We start from the raw sequence: 23,247 nt of genomic DNA on the forward strand, positions 1-23,247 counted from the left end.
CGATGCAGCAGCTGGTGCGTTCGGTCGAGCAGGGACGCTGCCCGGCCGACGACTTCTCCGACCGCGTGGTCAAGCACGGGATCGTCCCGGCGGTCACGCAATTGGCGGAAGGCGAGCCGTGAGTGCACGCGAAACGTTGGCGCGCGGGCTGACGCAGGCGCGCGAGCGCACGCTGCGGCTGGTCGAGTTCGACGACGCCGAACTGCGCCACCAGTACGACCCATTGATGAGCCCCCTGGTATGGGACCTCGCGCACATCGGTCAGCAGGAAGAGTTATGGCTGCTGCGTGGCGGGAACCCGGACCGGCCGGGCATGCTGCCGCCCGAGGTGGAGCGCCTCTATGACGCGTTCCAGAACTCGCGGGCCAGCCGGGTAGACCTGCCGCTATTGCCGCCGTCGGATGCCCGGGCCTACTGCGCGACGGTGCGCGACAAGGCGCTGGACACCCTCGACGCGCTGCCCGAAGAGGGCCCCGACAGCCAAGGGGCGTTCAACTTCGGCCTGGTAATCAGCCACGAGAATCAGCACGACGAGACCATGCTGCAAGCGCTCAACCTGCGGGTGGGGCCGGCGCTACTGGACCGGGGAGCGGCGCTGCCCAGTGGTCGGGCCGGGCTGGCCGGAACGTCGGTGCCGGTGCCGGGCGGTCCGTTCACGCTCGGGGTCGACGGGGTCGCCGAACCCTTCTCGCTGGACAATGAGCGCCCCGCGCACACCGTCGACATCCCGACCTTCCGCATCGGGCGGGTTCCGGTCACCAATGGCGAGTGGCGGCGGTTCATCGACGACGGCGGCTACCAGCAGAAGCAATGGTGGTCGGCGCGCGGTTGGGAACACCGTTGCGAGGCCGGGCTGGCCGCGCCGAAGTTCTGGAACGGCGGAGACCTTTCCGGCACTCGCACCCGGTTCGGTCACGTCGAGGACATTCCCGCCGACGAACCCGTGCAGCACGTCACGTATTTCGAGGCCGAGGCCTTCGCGGCCTGGGCCGGTGCGCGGCTACCCACCGAGGTGGAGTGGGAGAAGGCCTGCGCGTGGGATCCGAAAACTGGTGAGCGCCGCCGCTTTCCGTGGGGGCAGTCGGAGCCCACCGAGCACCTGTCCAACCTTGGTGGCGCCGCGTTGCGGCCGGCGCCGGTCGGTGCTTACCCCGCCGGCGCGTCGGCCTATGGCGCGGAGCAGATGCTGGGCGACGTGTGGGAGTGGACCACGTCGCCGCTGCGGCCCTGGCCGGGATTCACCCCGATGATCTACCAGAGCTACAGCCAACCGTTCTTCGACGGCGACTACAAGGTACTGCGCGGCGGCTCGTGGGCGGTCGGCCGCGACATCGTGCGGCCCAGCTTCCGCAACTGGGACCACCCGATCCGGCGGCAGATCTTCTGCGGGGTCCGATTGGCCTGGGATATCTGATGTGTCGCCACCTCGGCTGGCTGGGTGAGCCGCGTTCGGTCGCGTCCCTGGTGCTGGATCCCCCGAATGGGCTACTCGTGCAGTCGTATGCGCCGCGTCGGCAGAAGCACGGCCTGATGAACGCCGACGGTTGGGGCGTCGGATTTTTCGATGATGACGGCGTGGCCCGGCGCTGGCGCAGCGCGACCCCACTGTGGGGCGACGGGTCGTTCGCCTCGGTGGCACCGGTCCTGCGCAGCGGTTGCGTGGTCGCGGCGGTGCGATCGGCCACCATCGGCATGCCGATCGAGCCGTCGGCGTCGGCGCCGTTCACCGACGGGCAATGGCTGCTCTCGCACAACGGTCTGGTGGACCGCACGGTGCTGCCGGTCTCCTCGGCCGCCGAATCGACCAATGACAGCGCGCTGCTGGCAGCATTGATCTTTGATCGTGGACTCGATGCGCTTGGCGACACCATCGCCGAGGTTGCCGCCGCCGACCCAAATGCCAGGCTGAACATATTGGCCGGCAAGGGATCTCAGCTGCTGGCCACCACCTGGGGCGACACGCTGTTCGTGCTACGCGTCGCCGACGGCGTGGCGCTGGCCAGCGAACCCTTCGACGACGACCCGGACTGGCAGGAGATCCCGGACCGCCACCTCGTCAAGGTCGACGGCACCGGCGTCGAGCTGATCGGTTTGAAAGGATCTTCATGACCCTCTCGCTGTCCAACCACCTCGCTGCGGACTCCGCGATGCGGGCGCTGCGGCGCGACGTGCGCGACGGCCTGACGCAGAAGCCGAAATCGTTGCCGCCCAAGTGGTTCTACGACTCGGCAGGCAGCGATCTGTTCGAGCAGATCACTCGGCTGCCCGAGTATTATCCGACCCGGGCCGAGACGGAGATATTGCGCGACCGCTCGGCGGAGATAGTGTCCGCATCCGGTGCCGACACGTTGGTCGAGTTGGGCAGTGGTACCTCGGAGAAGACGCGACTGCTTCTCGACGCGCTGCGAAACAGCGGGTCGCTGCGCCGGTTCATCCCGTTCGACGTCGACTCCGGTGTGCTGCAGGCGGCGGGTTCTGCCATCCAGCGGGAGTATCCGGGTATCGAAATAGACGCCGTCTGTGGCGATTTCGAGGAACATGTCGTCAAGATTCCGCGGGTGGGGCGACGACTGGTGGTGTTCTTGGGCTCCACGATCGGCAACCTCACGCCGGGGCCGCGCGCGGAGTTCCTGTCGGCACTGTCCGACACTTTGCAACCGGGCGACAGCCTGCTGCTGGGTACCGACCTGGTCAAGGACGCCGGCAGGCTGGTGCGCGCCTACGACGACAGCGCAGGGGTGACCGCCCGCTTCAATCGGAATGTGCTGGGGGTGGTCAACCGCCAACTCGACGCCGACTTCGACCTCGAGGCCTTCGAGCATGTGGCCCGGTGGAACCCCGCCGAGGAACGGATCGAGATGTGGCTGCGGGCGATCGCCGCGCAGCGGGTGCGGATCGGCGCGCTGGACCTGTCCGTCGACTTCGGCGCCGGCGAGGAAATGCTCACCGAGGTGTCGTGCAAGTTCCGGCCCGACGGCGTCGCCGCCGAGGTGGCCGACGCCGGTCTGCGCCGCACGCACTGGTGGACCGACCGGGCGGGGGACTTCGGGCTGTCGCTGGCGACCAAATGACCGCACCTGCAGACCTCGCGGACCGCTGGCGCGCGGCACGGCCGAAAGTCGCCGGCCTGCACCTGGACAGCGGGGCGTGCTCGCGCCAAACCTTCGCGGTCATAGAGGCCGCCGCCCAGCACGCCCGGCACGAAGCCGAGGTAGGCGGCTATGTGGCCGCGCAGGCCGCCGCGCCGGTGCTGGACGCCGGCCGGGCCGCCGTCGCGGCGCTCACCGGGATGACCGGGCCCGACGTCGTCTACACCACCGGCGCCAACCACGCGCTCGACCTGCTGCTCGGCAGCTGGACGGGCACCCGCACGGTGGCCTGCCTGCCCGGTGAATACGGCCCGAACCTGGCCGTGATGGCTGCCAACGGCTTCGAGGTCCGTGCGTTGCCGGTGGACGGCGACGGACGGCTGGCCGTCGACGAAGCTGCGGGCGTGCTCACGGCCGATCCGCCCGGGCTGGTGCACCTGACCCCGCTGGCCAGCCACCGCGGCGTTGTGCAGCCGATGCGCGAACTCGCCGAAGTGTGCCGCGGCATCGGTGTCCCGCTGGCCGTCGACGCCGCCCAGGCGCTGGGCCACATCGACTGTGTGGTGGGTGCCGACGCGGTCTACTCCTCGTCGCGCAAGTGGATGGCCGGCCCGCGGGGTGTCGGCATGCTCGCGGTCCAACCCGCGCTGGCGGAACGGCTGCGGCCGCGGCTGCCGCCGCCGGAGTGGGACCTGCCCCACACCGTGATGGAACGTCTGGAGCAAGGTGAAGCCAATATTGCTGCGCGCGTCGGCCTTTCGGTCGCGCTCGGTGAACATCTGGCCGTTGGCCCCGAGCAGATCCGTGCCCGGCTGGCCGAACTGGGCCGCCTGACCCGCAACACCCTGACCGACATCGCCGGGTGGCGGGTCGTCGAACCGGTCAATGAGCCGACCGCGATCACCACCCTGGCGGCAACAGACCGGGCAGACCCGCAACAGGTGCGGGCGTGGCTGATCGCCGAGCGCGGCATCGTGACCACTTTCGCCGAGGTGCAGCGTGCCCCGTTCGAACTGACCGCGCCGGTGCTGCGGGTGTCGCCACATGTCGACAGCACTGCCGAGGATCTCGAGCAGTTCGCCGAGGCGCTGACGGCCGCCACCGACCAGGTACGCAGCTAAGCCGCTATCCGGCTACATCCCAGGTGTGCACCGGCTCGTTGCTGTGCATCCGCTGGCAATACAGCCGCAGCATCTCGGCCAGCGCCTCGGGCCGGGTCACGCCGCGCTTCTGCAGCGCCCGCACCGTCGCCACCTGCCACGCCGACCCGTTGCGACCGGTCTTGGCGCGACCTTCGATGACCCGGAGGTACCGGTCCGACACCTCGTCGGCTACCCCCCAAAGCTGCAGGCCCTCGCGGGCCATCGGCAGCAGCTGGCGCAGCACCAGCTCGTCCGGTGTCACCTCGCCCAGACCCGGCCAGTACAGCCGAGCGTCCATGCCGTGCTGGGCCGCATCGAGGAAATTCTGGTGTGCCGCAGCGAAACTCATCTTCGTCCACAACGGACGGTCCTCTTCGGACAGTGTCCGCAGCATGCCGTAATAGAACGCCGAGTTGGCCATCATGTCGATCACGGTCGGCCCGGCCGGCAGCACGCGGTTCTCCACACGCAGGTGTGGCCGGCCATCGACGACGTCGTACACCGGCCTGTTCCACCGCCAGATGGTGCCATTGTGCAGCCGCAGCTCGGGCAGCTGCGGTGTCCGCCCGGTGGCCAGCTCGCCGACCGGATCCTCCTCGGACAACTCCGGCAGCAGCGACGGGAAGTAGCGCACGTTCTCCTCAAACAGGTCGAAGATCGACGTGATCCACCGTTCGCCGAACCACACCCGCGGGCGAACGCCCTGCGCCTTGAGCTCGTCCGGGCGGGTGTCGGTGGCCTGGGCAAACAGTTCGATGCGAGTCTCCGACCACAGCTGGTGCCCGAAGAAGTAGGGCGAGTTGGCGCCGAGCGCCAGTTGCGGCCCGGCCAGAACCTGCGCAGCGTTCCAGTTCCGCGCGAACTCGGCGGGGGAGACCTGCAGGTGCAGCTGCATGCTGGTGCACGCCGATTCCGGCGCGATCGACGCTAGCTGCAGGCTCAGCCGCTCCGGGCCGGCGATGTCGATCAGGATGTCCTCGCCGCGGGCGGTGAAGATCGAATCATTGAGCGCCTGATAGCGCGTCGACTCGCTCATCCACCCGCCCGACAGGTGCTCGGGCATCAGGGTTGGCAGGATGCCGATCATCACGATGTGAGCGCCATCTTCGTTGGCCTTGGATTCGGCGGCGTTCAGGCTGGCGCGAACGTCGGCTTCCAACTCCAGCGCTGCCCGACCGGGCAACGGTCGCGGCGGAACGTTGAATTCGATGTTGTAGGCGCCTAATTCGGTCTGATAAGCCGGGTCCGCGATCGACGCCAGCACTTCCTGATTGCTCATCGCGGGCTGATATTCGGCGTCGACGAGGTTGCATTCGATTTCCATACCCGTCAGTGGGCGCTCGAACTCGAAACTGGACCGGGTGAGCATGGTTTCGAAGACGTCCAGGCACAGCTGGACCTTGCGCCGGTATTCGCGGCGGTGCGCGCGACTGAAGTCGGTCTGCCTCACCTCTTCGCCCACAACGCCGATGGAACATGCTCGGTGACGCCCGCGCAAGGAAATCGTGCATTATCTGCGCCATCGGAGTAGCCAGTTGACGAATTGAGCGCCGTCCCGCCGACTTGAGTACGTTCGAAGTTGTCGTCACTCATCGACAGGAGACCAACATGACAGAACCGACCGAACCGACCGCTCCGACGCAGACCGCGCCCGTCACCGGTCCGCCGCCGCACAACGCTGGCTGGGCAGTGGCCGCCCTGCTGTTCTTCTGGCCGCTGTCGTTCTCGGCGTTCAGCCATTCCCTCAACGTGTATCCGCTGTGGGCCGCGGGCAATTTCGGCGGCGCCCAGTACGCCTCCGATCGGGCGCGTCGGCTGGGTCAGCTCTCGCTCTGGATCGCCGGTGGCTTACTGCTGTTGTTCGCCATCCTGTACGCCATTTTCATCCTGGTGCTCATCTCCCAGGGCGGCGACTGGGGCGACCACCACCGCCATCGCGACTGAGGTCGGGAGCAGTAGTTGGCCGAATTCGTTGCCGCGATCGACCAGGGGACCACTAGCACCCGCTGCATGATCTTCGACCACGACGGCGCTGAGGTGGGGCGCCATCAGCTCGAGCACGAACAGATCCTGCCGAAAGCCGGCTGGGTCGAGCACAATCCGGTCGAGATCTGGGAGCGCACCGCATCAGCGGTGACATCGGCGCTGAATTCGACGAAGCTGTCCGCCACCGACCTTGCGGCGCTGGGGATTACCAATCAGCGGGAGACCTCGCTGGTGTGGAACCGGCACACCGGCCGGCCGTATCACAACGCGATCGTCTGGCAGGACACCCGCACCGACCGCATCGCGTCCGCCCTCGACCGTGACGGCCGCGGCGACGTGATCAGGCGCAAGGCCGGGTTGCCGCCGGCCACGTACTTCTCCGGCGGAAAAGTTCAGTGGATCCTGGAGAACGTCGATGGTGTGCGCCGCGACGCCGAGAAGGGCGACGCCATCTTCGGCACGCCCGACTCCTGGGTGCTGTGGAACCTCACCGGCGGGCCGCGCGGCGGCGTGCACGTCACCGACGTCACCAACGCCAGCCGGACCATGCTGATGAACCTGGAGACGCTGGATTGGGACGACGAACTGCTGTCCTTCTTCGATATCCCGCGACAGATGCTGCCCGAGATCAAGCCGTCGTCGAATCCGGCGTCCTACGGCATCACCCGCGATGACGGGCCGGTCGGTGGGCAGGTCCCGCTGACCGGCATCCTCGGCGATCAGCAGGCGGCGATGGTCGGGCAGGTATGCCTGGACTCCGGGGAGGCCAAGAACACCTACGGCACCGGCAACTTCCTGTTGCTCAATACCGGCGAGAAGATCGTCCGCTCCGAGAACGGCTTGCTGACGACGGTGTGCTACCAGTTCGGCGACGCCAAACCCGTTTACGCACTGGAGGGTTCGATCGCCGTGACCGGCTCGGCGGTGCAGTGGCTGCGCGACCAGCTGGGCATCATCAGCGGCGCCGCGCAGAGCGAGGCGCTGGCCGGTCAGGTGGACGACAACGGCGGGGTGTATTTCGTGCCGGCGTTTTCCGGGCTGTTCGCGCCGTACTGGCGGTCGGATGCCCGCGGCGCGATCGTCGGGTTGTCGCGGTTCAACACCAATGCGCACGTGGCACGGGCGACGCTGGAGGCCATCTGCTACCAGAGCCGCGACGTGGTCGACGCGATGGAGGCCGACTCCGGCGTACACCTGGAGGTGCTCAAGGTCGACGGCGGCATCACCGCCAACGACCTGTGCATGCAAATCCAGGCCGACGTGTTGGGGGTGGACGTGGTCAAACCGATGGTGGCCGAAACCACCGCGTTGGGTGCCGCATACGCCGCCGGCTTGGCCGTCGCATTCTGGGAGAACCCCGACGACCTGCGGACCAACTGGCAAGAAGGCAAACGCTGGACGCCGACCTGGAGCGACGAGCAACGCGCCGCCGGTTATGCCGGCTGGCAGAAGGCGGTGCAGCGCACCTTGGACTGGGTCGACGTCGAGTGATTTCGGCGTGATTTCCTGCGCTCACCGCTAGAAATCACGCCGAAATCGCAATTAGCCGGCGTCGAGTTGACGTTTGGTGTCGTCGTCGAGCTCGATGTCGGCGACCGCCATGTTCTCTTCGAGGTGTTGCACCGAGGACGTGCCCGGGATTAGCAGCACGTTGGGTGCGATTGCAAGCGTCCATGCGAGCGCGATCTGCGCCGGCGTCCGGTCTTGGTCGACTGCAGCCCGCCGAATCACGGGATTGCCGAGGACGGGATTGTCGGGGGCGAAGGCGGAACCGAGTGGGAAGAACGGAACGAATGCGATGTCGTATGCGATGCACGCGTCGAGCACGGCCTGAGATGTCCGGTCGGCGAGGTTGTACGCGTTCTGCACGCAGACGATCTCGGTCCGTTCCAGTGCGATGTTCAAGTGCTCAACGACGATGCTGCTCAGGCCGATTCCGGCGATAAGGCCTTCGTCGCGGGCCTGGATCATCGCGGTCAGCTGACGGCCGAAAAGTTCGCGGTCCACCCGTGCGGGCTGGTTGGGGTTGCCATCGCTGTCGAAGACCCGAAGGTTGGCCGCGGCCAGCTTATCCACCCCGAGCGTGCCCAGGTTCTCTTCGAGACTTGCGCGCAGCTCGTCTGGTTCTTGTGCGGGTATCCACGCGCCGGCCTCGTCTCGACGTCCCCCGACCTTGGTGATCAGAGCGAGGCTGGCCGGATACGGATGCAGCGCATCGCGGATGAGGTCGTTGGCGACGCCGGGCCCGTAGAACTGCGCGGTGTCGATGTGGTTGACGCCCAACTCAATTGCGCGTCGCAACACGGTCAGCGCCTGGTCCCGGTCCTTCGGCGGTCCGAAGACACCGGGGCCGGGCAGCTGCATGGCGCCGAAACCGGCGCGGCCGACGGAGAACGAGCCAAGGGGAAACTGTTCCACGCAGCCAGGCTAGGCGCTGCTACTCCGACTCGCCGAGGATGTTGTACACCTCGCGTCGGGCGCCGTTGACGATGTCGACGATGCGCTGCTGCTGCTCCTCGGTCGCGGTGTAGGCGGATTGCGCTACCGCACCGATCAGCTGTCCGAGCGCGGTATGCAGGTTGGCGTGGCCGGGGTCTTGAGTTTTCCAGCCCTCGGCGATCTCCTCCCACGGCGGGGTCTCGACCTTCTCCGCCGCGGCGCGGCCCTCGTCGGTCAGCTCGAAAAGCCGCTTGCTGCCTTCGCTTTCGGTGCCCACGAGGAGGCCCTCGTCGACCAGCAGCTGCAGGGTCGGATAGACCGAGCCGGGGCTGGGCCGCCATAGGCCGCCGCTGCGTTCGGCGATCTCCTGGATCATCTCGTAGCCGTGCATCGGGCGATCGGTCAACAGCACCAAAATGGCGGCGCGGACGTCGCCACGCTTGCCTCGCCTACCACCGCCACGGCGGCCGCGCGGACCGCCGGCGAATCCGAAACCGAAGCCCGAGCGTGGGTCGAAGCCGAAGCCGCCACGGCCGGGTCCGTAGCCGAAGCCGGCCTGGATGCCGGCGTTGTGGTCGCGGAGGTGCTCGCGAAATTCGCGGCGGGCCTGGCGCCGCTGTTCGTGCAGGGCTCGGCGCTGTTGTGGCCCGAACCCGAATCCACTGGGTGGTGGGGTGAATGGGTCGTTCATGTGGGTGAGTCCTTTTTGACGGGAAACGCCCATCGCGTTTCCGATACGTCGACGATATATCGGGAACTATCGTGATGCAACGTAATGTGGCGTGGCCGCCGCAACATGTGTCACGACGACCACGCCACCGGCGTGCCCAAGGCGCTCAGTAGACCCGTTGGACAACGGGGGTGTCGCCACCGCTCGCGCAGTTCACGTCGACATCCCATGTGGTGCCGGTCTGGATGCCCGGGAACCACAGTTTGTGCACCGCGTTCTCCTGCAAATAGAACGGGACGTTGTAGACCGGCAACGGCGGCAGTACGCCGGGCGGAACGATCGCGGGCTTGGCGGTGTAGCTGCACCAGCCACTGCTCGGCAGGGGACCAACCGAGACGACGTGGACAGAGACGCCGAGGGCGTCGGTAAACGGCACGACTTGCGTCTCGGCCTGTGCGGTTCCGGCGTTGGCGAGCAGTGCGGCGGGCACCGCCGCAGCGGCGATGGCCCCGCCGATTATTGCGGCGACCGACTTCTTGCGATTGATGGTGTTCATTTTTTGCTCCTTGTGTGGTGGTCGCGGCCCCGGTTGGGCCGCTCTCACAGGTAGGAGCGATCGCGCCGTTGGCGCCTGACACTTTTTTCAGAAGTTTTGCTCAGGCCGCCAGTGTCACGTCAACGGATAGGTACTCGCCGATCGCGTGGGCCGCCGGCCAGTCGCCCGCATGAACCGCTCGCGCAAGCTCCTCAACCAGCGGGCTATCGGCACCCAACTCCGCCAACCATGCGGCGACGGTGGTGGCGATCTCGGGACCCGACACGTCGACGGTGCGCCGTTCGCGCAGGCAATGAGTGACCCGATAGATGGGTCGGCTTCGTGCCGCCTGCCGGTGCATGCCCGTTATTCGGGGCCGACGGATCCTTGGATGAGTCATGCCGGTAAGAGGAGCCAGGCCGGCTCGATCCGACACTTTTTTGAGAAATTCTGTCGGCTACCGTCGGCGGCGCTCGTCGATGGCTTTGACCAGCCAGCGCGCCCACTCGGCCTCCACCGCGTTGGCACGCAGCCCGTACTCCAATGCGGCGCGGCCATAGAAGAGGCCGGCGTCGTCGGTCCACTCGATCGAGTCGCGCAGCTCTTCAAGCCGCGTGACCTCGGCGTCGGCGTGCTGTGCCACCGCCACCATGTGCTGGCGGGCTTGATCGGGCGGAATCGCCCCGAGCAGGAAAACCCGCAGCAGCGGCGCATTGCGATAGGGCGGGTCGTCCTGCGGATTCGTCACCCAGCGCCGCAGCTCGGCACGTCCGTTCGGTGTGATGCGGTACTCCTTGCGGCCGCGCGGGCCGATGTCCGTCACCTCGATCAGGCCGGCGTCGGCGAGTTTGTTGAGCTCGCCGTACAGTTGACTCTGGGTGGCGGGCCAGACATTCGCCATCGACTTCTCGAACTGTTTGAGCAGGTCATACCCGCTGGCGGGCTGTTGGGCGAGCAGCCCCAGTGCCGCAATCCGCAAACTCACGACAAGAATCGTACATCCCAGTCTTGACATGTCATTACTGACATGTCAGATTAGACATGTCAACCGGAAGGAGACTCAGATGACCAACGCGACTTCGGATGCCTCGGCCCTTTTCGGCACCGGCGACTTCTTTCAGCGCGACAACTACGCTCCGGTCGCTGACGAACTCACCGAGTTCGACCTGCCCGTCGAAGGGGCGATCCCGGCCGAACTCGACGGCTGGTACCTGCGCAACGGGCCCAACCCGCGCCAAGCGACCGCGCACTGGTTCACCGGAGACGGGATGATCCACGGCGTCCGGATCGAAGGCGGACGCGCCGCCTGGTACCGCAACCGCTGGGTGCGGACCGAGAGCTTTGACAACGACTTCCCGGTCTACAACGCCGACGGCACCCGCAACCTGCACTCCAGCGTCGCCAATACCCATGTGGTCAACCACGCCGGCAAGACGCTGGCGCTGGTCGAGTCGTCGCTGCCATACCAGATCACCAACGATCTGGAAACGTTGGGCGCCTACGACTTCGGCGGCAAGCTGGTGGATTCGATGACCGCGCACCCGAAGATCTGCCCGACCACCGGCGAACTGCACTTCTTCGGCTACGGCAACATCTTCGCGCCGCACGTCAGCTATCACCGTGCCGACGCCGACGGCGAGCTGACCATCAACCGGCCGCTCGATGTCCCGGCGCTGACGATGATGCACGACTTCGCCCTGACCGCCGAGCACGTCATCTTCATGGATCTCCCGGTGGTGTTCAACCTCGAGATCGCGATGAAGGCCGAACCGGACATGCCCTATCGCTGGGACGACAACTACGGCGCCCGCCTCGGCGTGCTGCGCCGCGACGACCCGTTCGGCGAGGTGCGTTGGTTCGACATCGATCCGTGCTACGTGTTCCATGTCGCCAACGCCTTCGATACCGGCAATTCGATTGTGCTGCAGGCGGTCCGCTACCCCGAGCTGTGGCGGAACGACGGCGGCTTCGACACCGACGGCGTGGTGTGGAGCTGGACCATCGATCTGCAGACCGGCAAGGTCGCCGAACGTCAGCTCGACGACCGGGCGGTGGAGTTCCCGCGCATCGACGACCGGCTGGCCGGATTGCCCGCCCGCTATGCCGTCTCGGTCGGCACCAACGAACTGGTGCGCTACGACCTCAACTCCGGCGCAGCTGTCGAGCACAGCTTCGGTCCGAGCCGTCCCGGCGAAGCGGTGTTCGTTCCGTCGAGCAACGGGCCGGCCGACGAAGGCAACGGGTGGTACCTCGGCTACGTCTATGACCCCGGCCGCGACGGCAGCGATCTGGTGATCATCGACGCTTCCGACTTCGCGGGTGAGCCGGTGGCCAGAATCAAGCTGCCGCAGCGGGTTCCCTACGGGTTCCACGGAAACTGGATCAGCGCCTGAGCGCGACGGCTCGGGCTAAACCGCCGTGGCGCGGTGCGTGTTCGGGCTGACGCCATAGGCCCGTTTGAACGCACTGCTCAACGCGAACGGGGTGCTGTAGCCGACTTGTTTGGCCACCGCCGCGATCGTGGCCTGGCTCGACCGCAGCAGGTCGGCGGCCAGCGCCAGGCGCCACCCGGTCAGAAACGCGATCGGCGGCTCACCGACCTGTTCGGTGAACCGGCGGGCAAACACGGCGCGCGAAGAACCCACGGCCGCGGCCAGATTCGCCACTGTCCACGGGTATGCCGGGTTGTTGTAGATCAACCGCAGCGCCGGCCCGACAACCGGGTCGTGTTCGGCGTGCCACCAGGTCGGCGCATTGCCCTCGCGGTCAAACCAGGTGCGTAGCACCGCGATCAGCAGGACATCGAGCAGCCGGTCCAGGTAGGCCTCCTGGCCAGACCCGTCACGTCCGGCTTCGGCGGCCAGCAGATCGATCAGCGGGGTGTTCCATTCGTCCGCCCGCAGCACCAGCACCGCCGGCAGCGCGTCGAGCAGCCGGGCGCTGACCTCACTGTGCCCCTCGTAGGCGCAGATCACCGCGCGCGTCGCGCCCGATGAACTGTTGCCCCAGGTTCGCACGCCCAGTGACATCTCGAAGCGCAGGTCGTCTCCGGCCAGCGTGGTGCAGCGCTGGCCCGGATGGATCACCACTGTCGGCGCGGTGGCCGGATCGTGGGCGAACAGATAGTGCTCGGTGCCGCGCGTCAGCGCCACGTCACCAGGGCCGAGCCAGACGGTCCCGCTGCTGTCGCCGACGATCGCCGCGGTGCCGTGGGTCTGGCAGATCAGCGTCAGCGGCGCCTCGTCACGAATGCTCATCGACCACGGCGGGTCCAGCATCAGCCGCAGCACGAATGCGCCCCGTGCCCGTACGCCGTCGAGCAATCCGACCACGGCGTCCACGCCGGGAGCGTATCGCCCGCCGTGCGCGGCGTGGAGACGGTTGGCTGCCGGATGAAGGTTTCGGCCCCAATCGGTGTTTGCTGGGTGGTACGGTACGGCGGTGCAGTCGAGGACAACGTGAGGATGGCTCGACGACGCTGGCCGCGCGAAGCCGATCACTACTACTGGATCACCGCATACTTCGCCGCACGCGATATGCAGGCCAATCTATGCCGTGTCGTCGCCGCGAGCATGTTCTCCCTTGGTGTGATCCCGCTGTTGCTGATGACCAGCTCGGTCGGCCCGCAAGGTTTGCCGAACCGGGCGCTAGCAATCGTCGTTGCGGTGTGCTGTCTGGCCATGGGTGTGCTGTGGCTGAGGAACCGTTGGCCAACCAGAACCCAGTCGCAGGCGTGCGTCGTGGTGGGCACGGCGTGCATTGCGGTGGCCTGTCTGATCGAGGCCAAACCGGTGGTCGGGGTTCTCGGGGCAACGACGTTTGCCGTGCTCTCCGCCTTCACCACGTTCTTCCACTCTTTCCGGCTCTTGGCATTCGTCTGGACGGCATGCGCGGCCACCCTTGCCGTGCTGGTCGTGCGGTTGGCCTCCATTGACACCGCCCTGGCGATTTCCTCTGTTTTTCTTGTCGGGCTGGTCAATGTTTTCGTCGCAGTCGCCTGCCGGATGGCGGTCCGGATGTTCGACACCGAAACCCGATATGGCGACATCGAGCCGCTGACTGGGCTGCTCAATCGCGATGCGTTCTTCGAGCGGGCCACCACGTTGATCGGTGCCTGCGGTCGAAGTGATGACCGCTTTCTCGTCGTCATGGTCGTCTGTCTCGACAACTTCTCGATGCTCACGGACTTGAGGGGTGAGACGGGCGGTAATCGCGCGCGCGTCGCTATCGCTCAACGATTGCGGGAAGCGGTCCGGCGCGAAACGATCCTTGCCCACGTCAATGAATCGGAATTCTTGATCGGCGAGTTGTTCACCGCACCGGAACCCGACCCGCTGATCGACCGCATCCGCAGCACCATCGGCACCGCGCCGTACCGGTTGACCACCAGCATCGGAGCGGTGACCACACCACTGCTCCCACTGGCCGATCACCCGTCCCCCGACGTCGTCGAGGAGCTGCTCACCATTGCCGCCGCCGCCATGTTCGACGCCCGCAAGGGCGGCGGCGATCAGGCTGTTGTGCGACTGGCGCCCGCGCTTTCCGTCCTCGACGAGACTGGTGACAACCTAGGCGACACCGACAGATCGGCTTAATAGCGGCGTAGACGGCCACGTATGCGGTCGGGACGACCAACGATGGAATGTCGCGGTTCCGGCCGGTTGACTTCGGCCCATGAACATCAGCCCCTTCGTCATCCTCACCGCCATCGCCGCGATGGGCAGTGCCGCCGCGGCCGGAATGATGTACGTTTTCTCCACTTTCGTGTTGCGCGGCCTGGATCGCACCGGCCCGGTCAACGCCATCACCGCGATGCGCGGCATCAACGTCGAGGCGAACTCCAACGCGCCATTCCTGCTGGCCTACTTCGGTGCGGCAGTGCTCGCTGTGGCGGTCGGTGTGGTCGCCGTGATTCAGTTTCGGCAACCGGGCAGCGGCTGGCTGTTGGCCGGCGCGATCTTCGGCGTGTTAGCCGCGATCATCACGATCGCGTTCAATGTGCCACTGAACAATCACCTCGACGCCGTCGACCCTGCGGGGCTATCGGTCGCCGACGCCGCCCGCGAATGGCAGGCGCACTTCTCGTCGTGGACGGCGTGGAATCATGCCCGCATCGCAACCGCCATCATCGCGTCCGCGCTGATGCTGATTGGCCTGCACCAACGCTGACCCGTGGTTGACTGCTGAGCATGCGCGGTCGCCTGTTCGTCATCCTGATCATCTCTTCGTTGGTCTGTGCCGCTGCGTCCGGGGGCGTTGCGTATGCCTACGCCACCTCGGTGGTGCCCGGACTGGATCGCACAGATCCGGTGACAGCTGTCACCGCGATGGCAGGCATCATCACCGAATCGAGGCTGAACCCCGCGTTTGCGTTGCTGCTCATCGCCACCGCCGTGCTCGCGCTCGTGGTCGGCGTGCTGGCCGCACGCCAGCTGCGACAACCCGGCTGTGGCTATCTATTGGCCGGGGCGGTGTTCGCGCTGATCGCCGGAATCGTCACGCTGCTGTTCAACGTGCCGCTCAATACCCGGCTGAACGCACTCGACCCTGCCGTACTGACACCCGCCGATGCCGCGCGGGAATGGCAGGCGTACGCGGAGCCGTGGTTGTTGTGGAACGCCGTGCGCTGCGTCGCCGCGCTGGCGGGCGCGGTGTTATTCGCCGTCGGGCTGTGGCGGCTAGCCGGGCGGCGCGAATCCGCCACCGTCGGATGACGCGGGCGGGGTGACCGGCCGCGGGTGCAACGGCGGGCTGGGCACTGGCGTCCACCGCGACGCGTCCCACTGCCGTGGCGGCGCTTCGAACGGCGCGCGCAGCCTTTCCAGCTCCCGCCGGTGCCGCTCGGCCAGCACCGCGGCCAGCACGTACTGCGGCGGAACACCGGGCGGGGGCGGCGGCGATATCCGCGCGACCACGTCACCGGCGATCCGATACGCCATCTGATCGCGTACCTGGGGATCCAATTGCGATGCCCGGGAAAGGAATTGGCGGGCCAGCTCGGCCTGTTCTGGATCCAGGCCGGACAATTGCAGTGACGACGCCCACCACGTCAGCGACGGCGGCATCGGCGGCGGCGGGGTCAGCTTCGGCCCGCGCTCACTGATCACCACGGTCCCGGCGAACACGTCCCCGATGCGCTTGCCCTTCGGCGACAGCAGGCTGCAGATCACGGCCGGACCACCAAAGAACATCCAGATCTCAACGAAGGAAGCGAGCGCCCGAAACAGGGCCTGGCGGAAGCGTTCCGGGCCGCCGTCGTCGGAGACCACCCGAAGACCGAGCGCCATCTTGCCCAACGTCCGCCCTCGGGTTGCGGTTTCGAACACGACCGGGTACCCGACAATCGTCAGCACGGTGAAGATGATCAGCACCGCGCCCGAGAACGCGGGATCAAACTGGCTCAGGGTGGCAGCCCACAACATCACGCCGACGATGTAGCCGACGAACATCACCGTGACATCAATGAGCGCCGACAACGCCCGCACCGGGAGCTGGGCGATCTGCACGTCGAGAACGACGGCGTCACCGGTCACCACCTGTTCTGCGCGGGGGACCATAACCGCCGAGGCTACTAGCATTTGCCAGGTGGATGTCGACGCGTTCGTGCTCGCTCATCGCCCGACGTGGGACCGGCTGGAAGCACTGGTAAAACGGCGTCGGCGGCTGACCGGTGCGGAAGTCGACGAGCTGGTGGAGCTCTACCAGCGGGTGTCGACGCACCTGTCCATGGTCCGGACCGCGTCGACCGATTCGGTGCTGGTGGGCCGGTTGTCATCGCTGGTGGCCCGGGCGCGTTCCGCGGTGACGAGCGCACATGCCCCGCTATGGAGCGAGTTCGCCCGGTTCTGGACCGTATCGTTCCCGGTCGTCGCATACCGGGCTTGGCGATGGTGGCTGGGTTCGGCCGTGGCGTTCTTCATCGTCACCGTGATCATCGCGCTGTGGGTGGCCGGCAACCCCGAGGTGCAGGCAACCGTCGGAACCCCCAGCGAGATAGACGAATTGGTGAACAACGACTTCGCCTCCTACTACAGCGAGAATCCAGCCGGGTCGTTCGCGCTGCAGGTGTGGGTCAACAACTCCTGGGTGGCGGCGCAATGCATTGCGTTCGCGATCCTGCTCGGGATACCGATCCCGTACGTGCTGTTCCAGAACGCCGCCAACCTCGGCGTGATCGCCGGCCTGATGTTCCATGCCGGAAAGGGCGACATCCTCCTCGGGCTGCTCACACCGCATGGGTTGATCGAGCTGACCGCGGTGTTCCTGGCCGCCGCGGCGGGAATGCGGCTGGGCTGGTCGGTGGTCTCGCCCGGTAACCGGCCCCGCGGACAGGTGGCGGCCGAGCAGGGCAGAGCGGTGGTGGCCGTCGCGATCGGACTGGTCGCCGTGCTGCTGCTGGCCGGGCTGATCGAGGCGCTCGTCACGCCGTCGCCGTTGCCGACTTTTGCCCGCATCGCCATCGGCGTGCTCGCCGAAATCGGCCTTCTCGGCTACGTGATCTACTTCGGCCGCAAGGCCGTCAAGGCGGGGGAGACGGGCGACGTCGATGACGCTCCCGACCTCGTCCCCACTCGTTGACCCTAGAGGCGGCCGCTGGCTTTCATCGCCAGGTAGTGGTCCGCCAGGGCCGGCGCCAGCTCTTCCGGCGCGGCGTCGACGACATCGACGCCGCTTCGCCGCAGTCGCGCCGCGATCGTCCGCCGGTCGTTGCGGGCCCGTTCGGCCGCCGCGGCGTCATACACCTGTGCCGCGTCGGCGCGGCCGGCGGCGAGCTGGTCGACACGAGGGTCGGCGACGGCGGCCAGCAGCACCTGGTGTTTGGCGGACAGCTGCGGCAACACCGCCATCAACCCCTCGTCGAGCGCCGACGCGTTCAGATCCGTCATCAGCACCACCAGTGCCCGCGTGCGGATGCGTCGCCGCACGGCGGCCACCATTGCGGTGGCATCCGACTCCACCAACGCGGGCTGCAGTGGAGCCATCGCCTCCACCAGCTGGGCGAGCAGTTCGGTGCGCGACGCGTTGAACACGCCCGCCCGGCTCACCCGGTCGTGGGCGAGGAAGTCGACATGGTCGCCCGCCCGCGACGCCAGCGCGGCCAACAGCAGCGCGGCGTCCATCGACCAGTCCAGCCGCGGCCAGCCGCCGGGGTCGCTGGCGGTGGGATCGACACCGACGCGACCGGCCGATGTTCGGCCGGTGTCGAGCACGACCACCACCCGCCGGTCCCGTTCTGGCCGCCACGTCCGTACCACGACGTCGGCTCGGCGGGCCGTCGCGCGCCAGTCAATCGATCGGACGTCGTCACCGATGACATACTCACGGAGGGAGTCGAATTCGGTACCCTGGCCGCGGATCAGCACCGGGATCGTGCCCTCGAGTTCGCGCAGTTTGGCCAGCCGGGACGGCAGATGCTTGCGGGACAGAAACGGCGGCAGGATGCGAATCTGCCAGGGCACCCGGTGTGAGCTCTGCCGGCCGGCCAGACCCAACGGGCCCACCGAGCGGGCGGTGACCAACGCCGATCGCTGGTCCCCACGGCGCACCGGCCGCAGCTGGGTGTCCACCCGAATGCGCTGCCCCGCTGCGGTGTTCACTGCGTGGGTACGTGGCTCGGCTCGCGCGCTGGGCGGCCAAGCATCGCGGACCTGGCCGTGAAAGCGGCGGCGGCCCGGGTTCTCGATCGTCAGCTCGGCGTCCACCGGCTGGCCAAGCCGTGCCGCGGTGTCCCCAGACCGGGTGAAGCGCAGCCGACGGCTACTACCGGCCAACGACACATCCACCACCACCGCTGCCACCAGCAGAGTGAACAGAACAGTGAAAGCCGTTGCGGGCCAGGGTGACAACGCGATCGGTAGGGCACAGATCAGCGCTAGCAGCCCGGTGCGGCCGGTGAAGATCACTAGCGCGGCACCGGAACGGAGGCCAGGATGCCGTCCAGCACACCGTCGGGATTGGCGCCCTCGAGTTCGGCCTCCGGCCTCAGCGCCACCCGATGTCGCAGCGTCGGGCGGGCCATTGCCTTGATGTCGTCGGGCGTCACGTAGTTGCGGCCCGAGAGCCACGCCCATGTTCGCGCGGTGGCGAGCAACGCCGTCGCGCCACGCGGTGACACACCGAGCTGCAGGGATGGCGAATGCCTTGTGGCGCTGACGATGTCGACGATGTAGCCCAGTACCTCGTCGGCCACCAGCACCTCACGCACCGCCGCACGTCCGGCGGCCAGCTCGGCGGCGCCCGCGACGGGTTTCACCGCGGACAGGTCGCGCGGGTCGAAGCCGCGGGCGTGCCGGTCCAGGATCGCGATCTCCTGATCCCGCGGCGGCAACGGCACATTCAGCTTCAGCAGGAACCGGTCCAGCTGTGCCTCGGGCAGTTGGTAGGTGCCCTCGTATTCGATCGGGTTCTGGGTCGCGGCGACGATGAACGGGTCGGGCAACGGCCGTGCTTCACCCTCGACGCTGACCTGCCGTTCCTCCATGGCCTCCAGCAGCGCCGCCTGGGTTTTGGGCGGTGTCCGGTTGATCTCATCGGCCAGCAGCAGGTTGGTGAAAACCGGCCCGGGACGGAACTCGAATTCGGCGGTCCGGGCGTCGTAGACAAGTGATCCGGTGACGTCGCCCGGCATCAGGTCCGGCGTGAACTGCACACGTTTGAACTCCAACTGCAGCGCCGCTGCCAACGTTCGCACCAGCAGGGTCTTGGCGACGCCGGGCACACCCTCGAGCAGCACGTGGCCGCGGCACAGCAGCGCAATCACCAGGCCGCTGACTACCGCATCCTGGCCGACCACTGCCTTGGCGATCTCGGTCCGCAAGGCCAGCAACGCATTTCGCGCGGCGCCTTGTTGGGTTGTCTGGACTACTGGCTGAGTCACGACTGTGCGACCTGCCTTTCGATGTTGTCGAGCGCGTGCGCAAGGTTTACCAGGTCGGAATCGGTGGCCGGCGGCGAACCGAACAGCAGGTGGCGCACTGCTTCCGGATTCTCCCCGCAACGCCTGCCCACGGTATCCACCACCGCCGTCGGTGCGGCATCGGGTCCGAGCCCCAGCCGGGGGACGACACGTTGCAGGGTGGCGGTGCGCAACGCATCGGCGGCCCGGTCGCGGGCGCGCCGCGAGCGGTACAGCCGGCCACGGCCCTCGACGGTTTCCGAAGCCCGCACCACCACCGGGAGTTCCTCGGCGACCAGCGGACCCACGCGCCGACCCTTCCACAGTGCCAACAGCAGGACGGCCAGGCACAGCTGAAACCCGAGCCACCTCACCTGATCGGGAATGAGGTCGGAGATCGATGCGGCGCCTGATGATTCACCCTCGGTGCGTTGCGGGGCATACCAGATGACCCGCGGTTGGGTTCCGGCGAGGTTCATCGCCAGCGCGGCGTTGCCTTGCTTGAGCAGCCCGGCGTTGGTCATGAAGTCCGCGGTGCCGACGACGGTCACGGTGCGGCCGCCGTCGGAGTAGCGGACTACCGCACCCTCGTAGCACCGCGTGACGGGCACGTCTCCGGCGGCCTCATAGGTATCGCTCATCCCGAGTTGCACATCGCCGGCCCGGGTGGCTTCCCGCAGGTCGCAGTCCGGCCGGCCACCGAAGCTACCGGCCCCGCCGGTGCGGATCTCCGGTGCGAGCACTTCCCTGGTCCGTGGCACCGGTTCGACGACCAGCCGGTCGCCGGGTACCGCGGCCAGCCGACGCAGCCTGTCCTCGTCCACCAGGAAGAACGTCTGCGCCGCGACCACCAGGGTGTCGGGCCGCGCCGAGCGTTCCACCGCTGCGATGTCCTCGGCCACCATCACCTCGACGCCATGGTCACGCAGCAAGGCGACCAGTGCGTGGGCGCCTTCGGAAGACGTCGACCCCGCATCCATTCGCCCGCCGGGGCGCGGTGCGGTCAGGTAGGCGCCCACCGTGGCGACGGCGGCGATGACTACCAGCGCCAGAATCGCCCAGCGGGCGGTACGCCAGCGCTGCCGCGCGGCTGGCGCGATGGCGGACTCGGTTGCCGTCATCGGACCGCAGCCCAGGTGTCCGCGTCAGCGGCTGGCGCGGGTGCCACCGTGGCCGCCGAGCCGCGGGACCGCAGATGATGGTCGAGGTCGGCGATCATCCGGTATGCGGATTCGGTACCGGGCCGTTCACCATAGGTGACGTCATTGAAAGCGTTTGCAGCTTGCAGCAATTCGTCGGTCAGGTCTGCTACCGCCACACCGGCATCCTTGGCCAGCTCGGTGGCCGTTCGTCCCGGCACCGGTTCGAGTACACCGCTCTCCTCGAGCTGGCGAGCGACGGCTCGCAGCCGATGGCGGATGGCGGCGGCCCAATTCCCCGCTGCCGCACACTGTTCGGCCGTGGCGCGGTGCTCGGCGGCGCTGAGTAACCGGGCACCGAACAGTGTGTGGTCGCCGCCGCGGTTGGTGCGCATGGTGCGGCGCGCGATCCGGACGGCGACCACGACCGCGAGCGCCAGAATGATCAACAGGATGGAGACGGTGAACCAGCCGCCCGGTACCGAGGAGCCCTCGAGGAAGATCCGATAGAGCAACTCATCCATCCACTCCCGGAGGCGTTCGGTCAGAGACGCCTTGGGGTAGATGGGCTTTGAGAGTTCACGCTGGGCCGCGTCATGGGCGGCATCGCGATCGATGTCTATCGCCGGCACGTCACGGCTGCCGGGTGAGCCATAGGTGGTCGGTAGAATCCGGAGCCGCCTCGGGTCCGACCGCCGCTCCGGTCCGCAGCACCAGGTCGAACGCCTCGGCGCGCATTCGCCGATCGGTGTACAGCAGCACGACGACGCCGGCGCTGAACGGCGCGGTGATGATCTGGCCCACCGCGCTGCCGATCGAGATCAACACGATCGCGATCAACGTCGTCACCGTGGATTCGGAGGCAAACAACGTCAGCTGGCCGGCGAGGCTGAACGGGATCGACACCGCTCCCGAGATCACACCGGCGACGATCGTGGCCAGCAGCCAGATTCCCAGCACCCGCCAGAAATCGCCCTTCACCAGTTTGAACGAGCGCGCCACTGCCGCAAACACATTGAGACGCTCCAACACGATCAGCGGCGGCGTGAAAGCGAGCATGGTGCCGAGGAAGATGAGCAGCGCGAGCGCCCCGATGGCCAGCGGAGCACCGACGGCGAAGGCCGCGGCGCCGTTGGCGCCGGCCGCCACGCCGCCGATGACGACGAACACCACCAGGACGAGCACGAACGCACCGACCAGCTCCAACAGCATGAAACCGATCAACGGCAGCAGTCGCCCACGGACCCGCTGCCACGTCTCCCCGATGGAGATGCCGGCCCCGAATACAGCCCGTCCAATGACCACCGTCAGCATGCCGCTGAGCACGATCGCCGAGAGGAAGGTGGTGATCAGGGTGGCGAGGCCGGAGGCCGACGACCCGAGGGTCGCGGCCGGCGACGCCTCCTCGCCGCGCAGCGCTCCGAGTTCTCCGGTCGCGGCCAGCGGACCGACCTGCAGGATCATCGCGACGATCTGGGCGGCCACCACCACTACCGTGGTCAGGCCCAGCGTCGCTATGGGGTTCGCCCGAATGTAGGCGACCGCGCCATTGAAGATGTCGCTCAGCGTTAGCGGCCGGAGCGGGATGACCCCCGGCTCGAGCGCCGGCGGCATCGGCCGCGCCGGTGCGTACCCGGGCGCAGGATAGCCCGGCCGCGGGTAGCCCGGTGGCGGGTATCCCAGGTATCCCGGCGGCGGATAACCCTGGTATCCGGGTGGTGGATAGCCCTGATACCCCGGCGGCGGATACGCCGGATATCCCGGCGGTGGGTAGCCGGGCGGCGGATATCCCGGGTTGCCCATGGTCACCATCCTGTCGATCGCCGCCAGAATTGACAACGTGGCCGCCGGCCGCGCATCACGTCAGCGCGGCGTAGCGTTTGCGCCATGGCGGAACTCAAAGACCGGCTGCGTGCAGATCTGACCACCGCAATGAAATCGCAGGACCGGTTGCGCACCGCAACGCTGCGGATGCTGCTGGCCGCGATTCAAACCGAAGAGGTGTCCGGCAAGCAGTCACACCAGCTGTCCGATGCCGAGGTGCTCAAGATGCTGGCCAAGGAGTCGAAGAAGCGCGGCGAGTCGGCGGAGATCTACACCCAGAACGGCCGCGGAGAACTCGCCGCCAACGAGCACGCCGAAGCCCGCATCATCGACGAGTACCTGCCGACCCCGCTCACCGAGGGCGAACTGGCCGACGTGGTGGACACCGCGATCGCGCAGGTCGCCGAGGAGACCGGCGAACGCCCCGGAATGCGCCAGATGGGCCAGGTGATGAAGGCCGCGACCGCGATCGCCGCGGGTAAGGCCGACGGCGCCCGGCTCTCGGCGGCGGTCAAGTCGCGGTTGTAG

At 67.4% G+C, this 23,247-nt stretch carries 25 protein-coding genes; 12 read left to right on the forward strand and 13 right to left on the reverse strand.

All coding sequences use genetic code 11. The features are described 5' to 3' along the window. The first annotated feature begins 118 nt into the window (after positions 1-118). From egtB to egtE, 4 genes are read left to right on the forward strand one after another with little or no spacing between them, the layout of a single operon-like run. Positions 119-1,414: an ergothioneine biosynthesis protein EgtB gene (egtB, locus tag ACRDU5_RS17155; protein ID WP_526615861.1), complete on the forward strand. Its 1,296-nt coding sequence runs from the start codon at positions 119-121 to the stop codon at positions 1,412-1,414. Beyond that, positions 1,414-2,109, forward strand: a complete 696-nt coding sequence (egtC, locus tag ACRDU5_RS17160; RefSeq protein WP_526615862.1) for an ergothioneine biosynthesis protein EgtC — start codon at positions 1,414-1,416, stop codon at positions 2,107-2,109. The genes egtB and egtC overlap by 1 nt, the downstream gene beginning before the upstream one ends. Further along, the gene (gene egtD / locus ACRDU5_RS17165) at positions 2,106-3,071 is read left to right on the forward strand and encodes an L-histidine N(alpha)-methyltransferase (protein ID WP_526615864.1); all 966 of its coding nucleotides are present in this window, start codon (positions 2,106-2,108) and stop codon (positions 3,069-3,071) included. The genes egtC and egtD overlap by 4 nt, the downstream gene beginning before the upstream one ends. Beyond that, positions 3,068-4,210, forward strand: coding sequence for an ergothioneine biosynthesis PLP-dependent enzyme EgtE (gene egtE, locus ACRDU5_RS17170; protein WP_526615865.1), 1,143 nt, complete (start codon positions 3,068-3,070; stop codon positions 4,208-4,210). The genes egtD and egtE overlap by 4 nt, the downstream gene beginning before the upstream one ends. 4 nt (positions 4,211-4,214) lie before the next feature. Here the strand turns inward: egtE and ACRDU5_RS17175 are convergent, their stop codons facing one another. Then, positions 4,215-5,693: a glutamate-cysteine ligase family protein gene (locus tag ACRDU5_RS17175; protein WP_526615867.1), complete on the reverse strand. Its 1,479-nt coding sequence runs from the start codon at positions 5,691-5,693 to the stop codon at positions 4,215-4,217. Positions 5,694-5,839: 146 nt separating this feature from the next. On the opposite strand from ACRDU5_RS17175, the gene ACRDU5_RS17180 reads away from it, so the two are divergent. Next, positions 5,840-6,175: a CD225/dispanin family protein gene (locus tag ACRDU5_RS17180; RefSeq protein ID WP_526615868.1), complete on the forward strand. Its 336-nt coding sequence runs from the start codon at positions 5,840-5,842 to the stop codon at positions 6,173-6,175. A 66-nt stretch (positions 6,176-6,241) separates the two neighbouring features. Continuing rightward, a complete protein-coding gene (gene glpK, locus ACRDU5_RS17185; protein ID WP_526615869.1) occupies positions 6,242-7,708 on the forward strand; it encodes a glycerol kinase GlpK in 1,467 nt (488 codons plus the stop codon). 51 nt (positions 7,709-7,759) lie between these two features. Here glpK and ACRDU5_RS17190 read toward each other — a convergent pair whose 3' ends face one another. From ACRDU5_RS17190 to ACRDU5_RS17210, 5 genes are all read right to left on the reverse strand, one after another. After that, positions 7,760-8,635, reverse strand: a complete 876-nt coding sequence (locus ACRDU5_RS17190) for an aldo/keto reductase (RefSeq protein ID WP_526615870.1) — start codon at positions 8,633-8,635, stop codon at positions 7,760-7,762. A 19-nt stretch (positions 8,636-8,654) separates the two neighbouring features. Continuing rightward, a complete protein-coding gene (locus tag ACRDU5_RS17195) occupies positions 8,655-9,347 on the reverse strand; it encodes a PadR family transcriptional regulator (protein WP_526615871.1) in 693 nt (230 codons plus the stop codon). Between the two features lie 145 nt (positions 9,348-9,492). Then, entirely contained in the window at positions 9,493-9,882 is a 390-nt protein-coding gene (locus ACRDU5_RS17200) for a hypothetical protein (protein WP_526615872.1), read from the reverse strand. Between the two features lie 100 nt (positions 9,883-9,982). Continuing rightward, positions 9,983-10,222, reverse strand: coding sequence for an Rv2628 protein family (locus tag ACRDU5_RS17205; protein WP_526615873.1), 240 nt, complete (start codon positions 10,220-10,222; stop codon positions 9,983-9,985). 96 nt (positions 10,223-10,318) lie between these two features. Next, complete coding sequence (locus ACRDU5_RS17210) at positions 10,319-10,846, reverse strand: PadR family transcriptional regulator (protein WP_526615875.1); 528 nt, start codon at positions 10,844-10,846, stop codon at positions 10,319-10,321. 79 nt (positions 10,847-10,925) lie between these two features. Between ACRDU5_RS17210 and ACRDU5_RS17215 the strand changes: the two genes are divergently transcribed. Beyond that, positions 10,926-12,254: a carotenoid oxygenase family protein gene (locus ACRDU5_RS17215; protein WP_526615876.1), complete on the forward strand. Its 1,329-nt coding sequence runs from the start codon at positions 10,926-10,928 to the stop codon at positions 12,252-12,254. Between the two features lie 15 nt (positions 12,255-12,269). Here the strand turns inward: ACRDU5_RS17215 and ACRDU5_RS17220 are convergent, their stop codons facing one another. Beyond that, the gene (locus ACRDU5_RS17220) at positions 12,270-13,202 is read right to left on the reverse strand and encodes a helix-turn-helix transcriptional regulator (protein ID WP_526615877.1); all 933 of its coding nucleotides are present in this window, start codon (positions 13,200-13,202) and stop codon (positions 12,270-12,272) included. A 123-nt stretch (positions 13,203-13,325) separates the two neighbouring features. Between ACRDU5_RS17220 and ACRDU5_RS17225 the strand changes: the two genes are divergently transcribed. The 3 genes from ACRDU5_RS17225 to ACRDU5_RS17235 all read left to right on the forward strand — a co-directional run bounded on the left by ACRDU5_RS17225 (position 13,326) and on the right by ACRDU5_RS17235 (position 15,575). Further along, complete coding sequence (locus ACRDU5_RS17225; RefSeq protein WP_526615878.1) at positions 13,326-14,456, forward strand: GGDEF domain-containing protein; 1,131 nt, start codon at positions 13,326-13,328, stop codon at positions 14,454-14,456. Between the two features lie 79 nt (positions 14,457-14,535). Further along, positions 14,536-15,030 carry an anthrone oxygenase family protein gene (locus ACRDU5_RS17230; RefSeq protein WP_526615879.1) on the forward strand — a complete coding sequence of 165 codons (495 nt, stop codon included), beginning with the start codon at positions 14,536-14,538 and terminating at the stop codon, positions 15,028-15,030. A 20-nt stretch (positions 15,031-15,050) separates the two neighbouring features. After that, positions 15,051-15,575: an anthrone oxygenase family protein gene (locus ACRDU5_RS17235; RefSeq protein ID WP_526615880.1), complete on the forward strand. Its 525-nt coding sequence runs from the start codon at positions 15,051-15,053 to the stop codon at positions 15,573-15,575. Here the strand turns inward: ACRDU5_RS17235 and ACRDU5_RS17240 are convergent. Continuing rightward, on the reverse strand, positions 15,540-16,418 hold the full coding sequence (locus ACRDU5_RS17240; protein ID WP_526615881.1) for an RDD family protein: 879 nt from the start codon (positions 16,416-16,418) through the stop codon (positions 15,540-15,542). The genes ACRDU5_RS17235 and ACRDU5_RS17240 overlap by 36 nt on opposite strands. 28 nt (positions 16,419-16,446) lie before the next feature. Between ACRDU5_RS17240 and ACRDU5_RS17245 the strand changes: the two genes are divergently transcribed. Continuing rightward, a complete protein-coding gene (locus ACRDU5_RS17245; RefSeq protein ID WP_526615882.1) occupies positions 16,447-17,439 on the forward strand; it encodes a stage II sporulation protein M in 993 nt (330 codons plus the stop codon). Positions 17,440-17,441: 2 nt separating this feature from the next. Here the strand turns inward: ACRDU5_RS17245 and ACRDU5_RS17250 are convergent, their stop codons facing one another. Genes ACRDU5_RS17250 through ACRDU5_RS17270 form a run of 5 tightly spaced genes read right to left on the reverse strand, consistent with a single transcriptional unit; the run spans position 17,442 to position 22,707 of the window. Continuing rightward, positions 17,442-18,764, reverse strand: coding sequence for a DUF58 domain-containing protein (locus ACRDU5_RS17250; RefSeq protein ID WP_526615884.1), 1,323 nt, complete (start codon positions 18,762-18,764; stop codon positions 17,442-17,444). Then, entirely contained in the window at positions 18,764-19,738 is a 975-nt protein-coding gene (locus ACRDU5_RS17255; protein ID WP_526615885.1) for an AAA family ATPase, read from the reverse strand. The genes ACRDU5_RS17250 and ACRDU5_RS17255 overlap by 1 nt, the downstream gene beginning before the upstream one ends. Further along, entirely contained in the window at positions 19,735-20,892 is a 1,158-nt protein-coding gene (locus ACRDU5_RS17260; protein ID WP_526615888.1) for a DUF4350 domain-containing protein, read from the reverse strand. Before ACRDU5_RS17260 ends, ACRDU5_RS17255 begins: the two co-directional genes overlap by 4 nt. Continuing rightward, on the reverse strand, positions 20,874-21,527 hold the full coding sequence (locus tag ACRDU5_RS17265) for a DUF4129 domain-containing protein (protein ID WP_526615886.1): 654 nt from the start codon (positions 21,525-21,527) through the stop codon (positions 20,874-20,876). Before ACRDU5_RS17265 ends, ACRDU5_RS17260 begins: the two co-directional genes overlap by 19 nt. 1 nt (position 21,528) lies before the next feature. Continuing rightward, positions 21,529-22,707, reverse strand: coding sequence for a DUF7847 domain-containing protein (locus ACRDU5_RS17270; RefSeq protein ID WP_526615889.1), 1,179 nt, complete (start codon positions 22,705-22,707; stop codon positions 21,529-21,531). 75 nt (positions 22,708-22,782) lie between these two features. On the opposite strand from ACRDU5_RS17270, the gene ACRDU5_RS17275 reads away from it, so the two are divergent. Next, complete coding sequence (locus ACRDU5_RS17275; RefSeq protein ID WP_526615887.1) at positions 22,783-23,247, forward strand: GatB/YqeY domain-containing protein; 465 nt, start codon at positions 22,783-22,785, stop codon at positions 23,245-23,247.

The organism is Mycobacterium sp. (assembly GCF_050701515.1).
Classification (GTDB): domain Bacteria; phylum Actinomycetota; class Actinomycetes; order Mycobacteriales; family Mycobacteriaceae; genus Mycobacterium.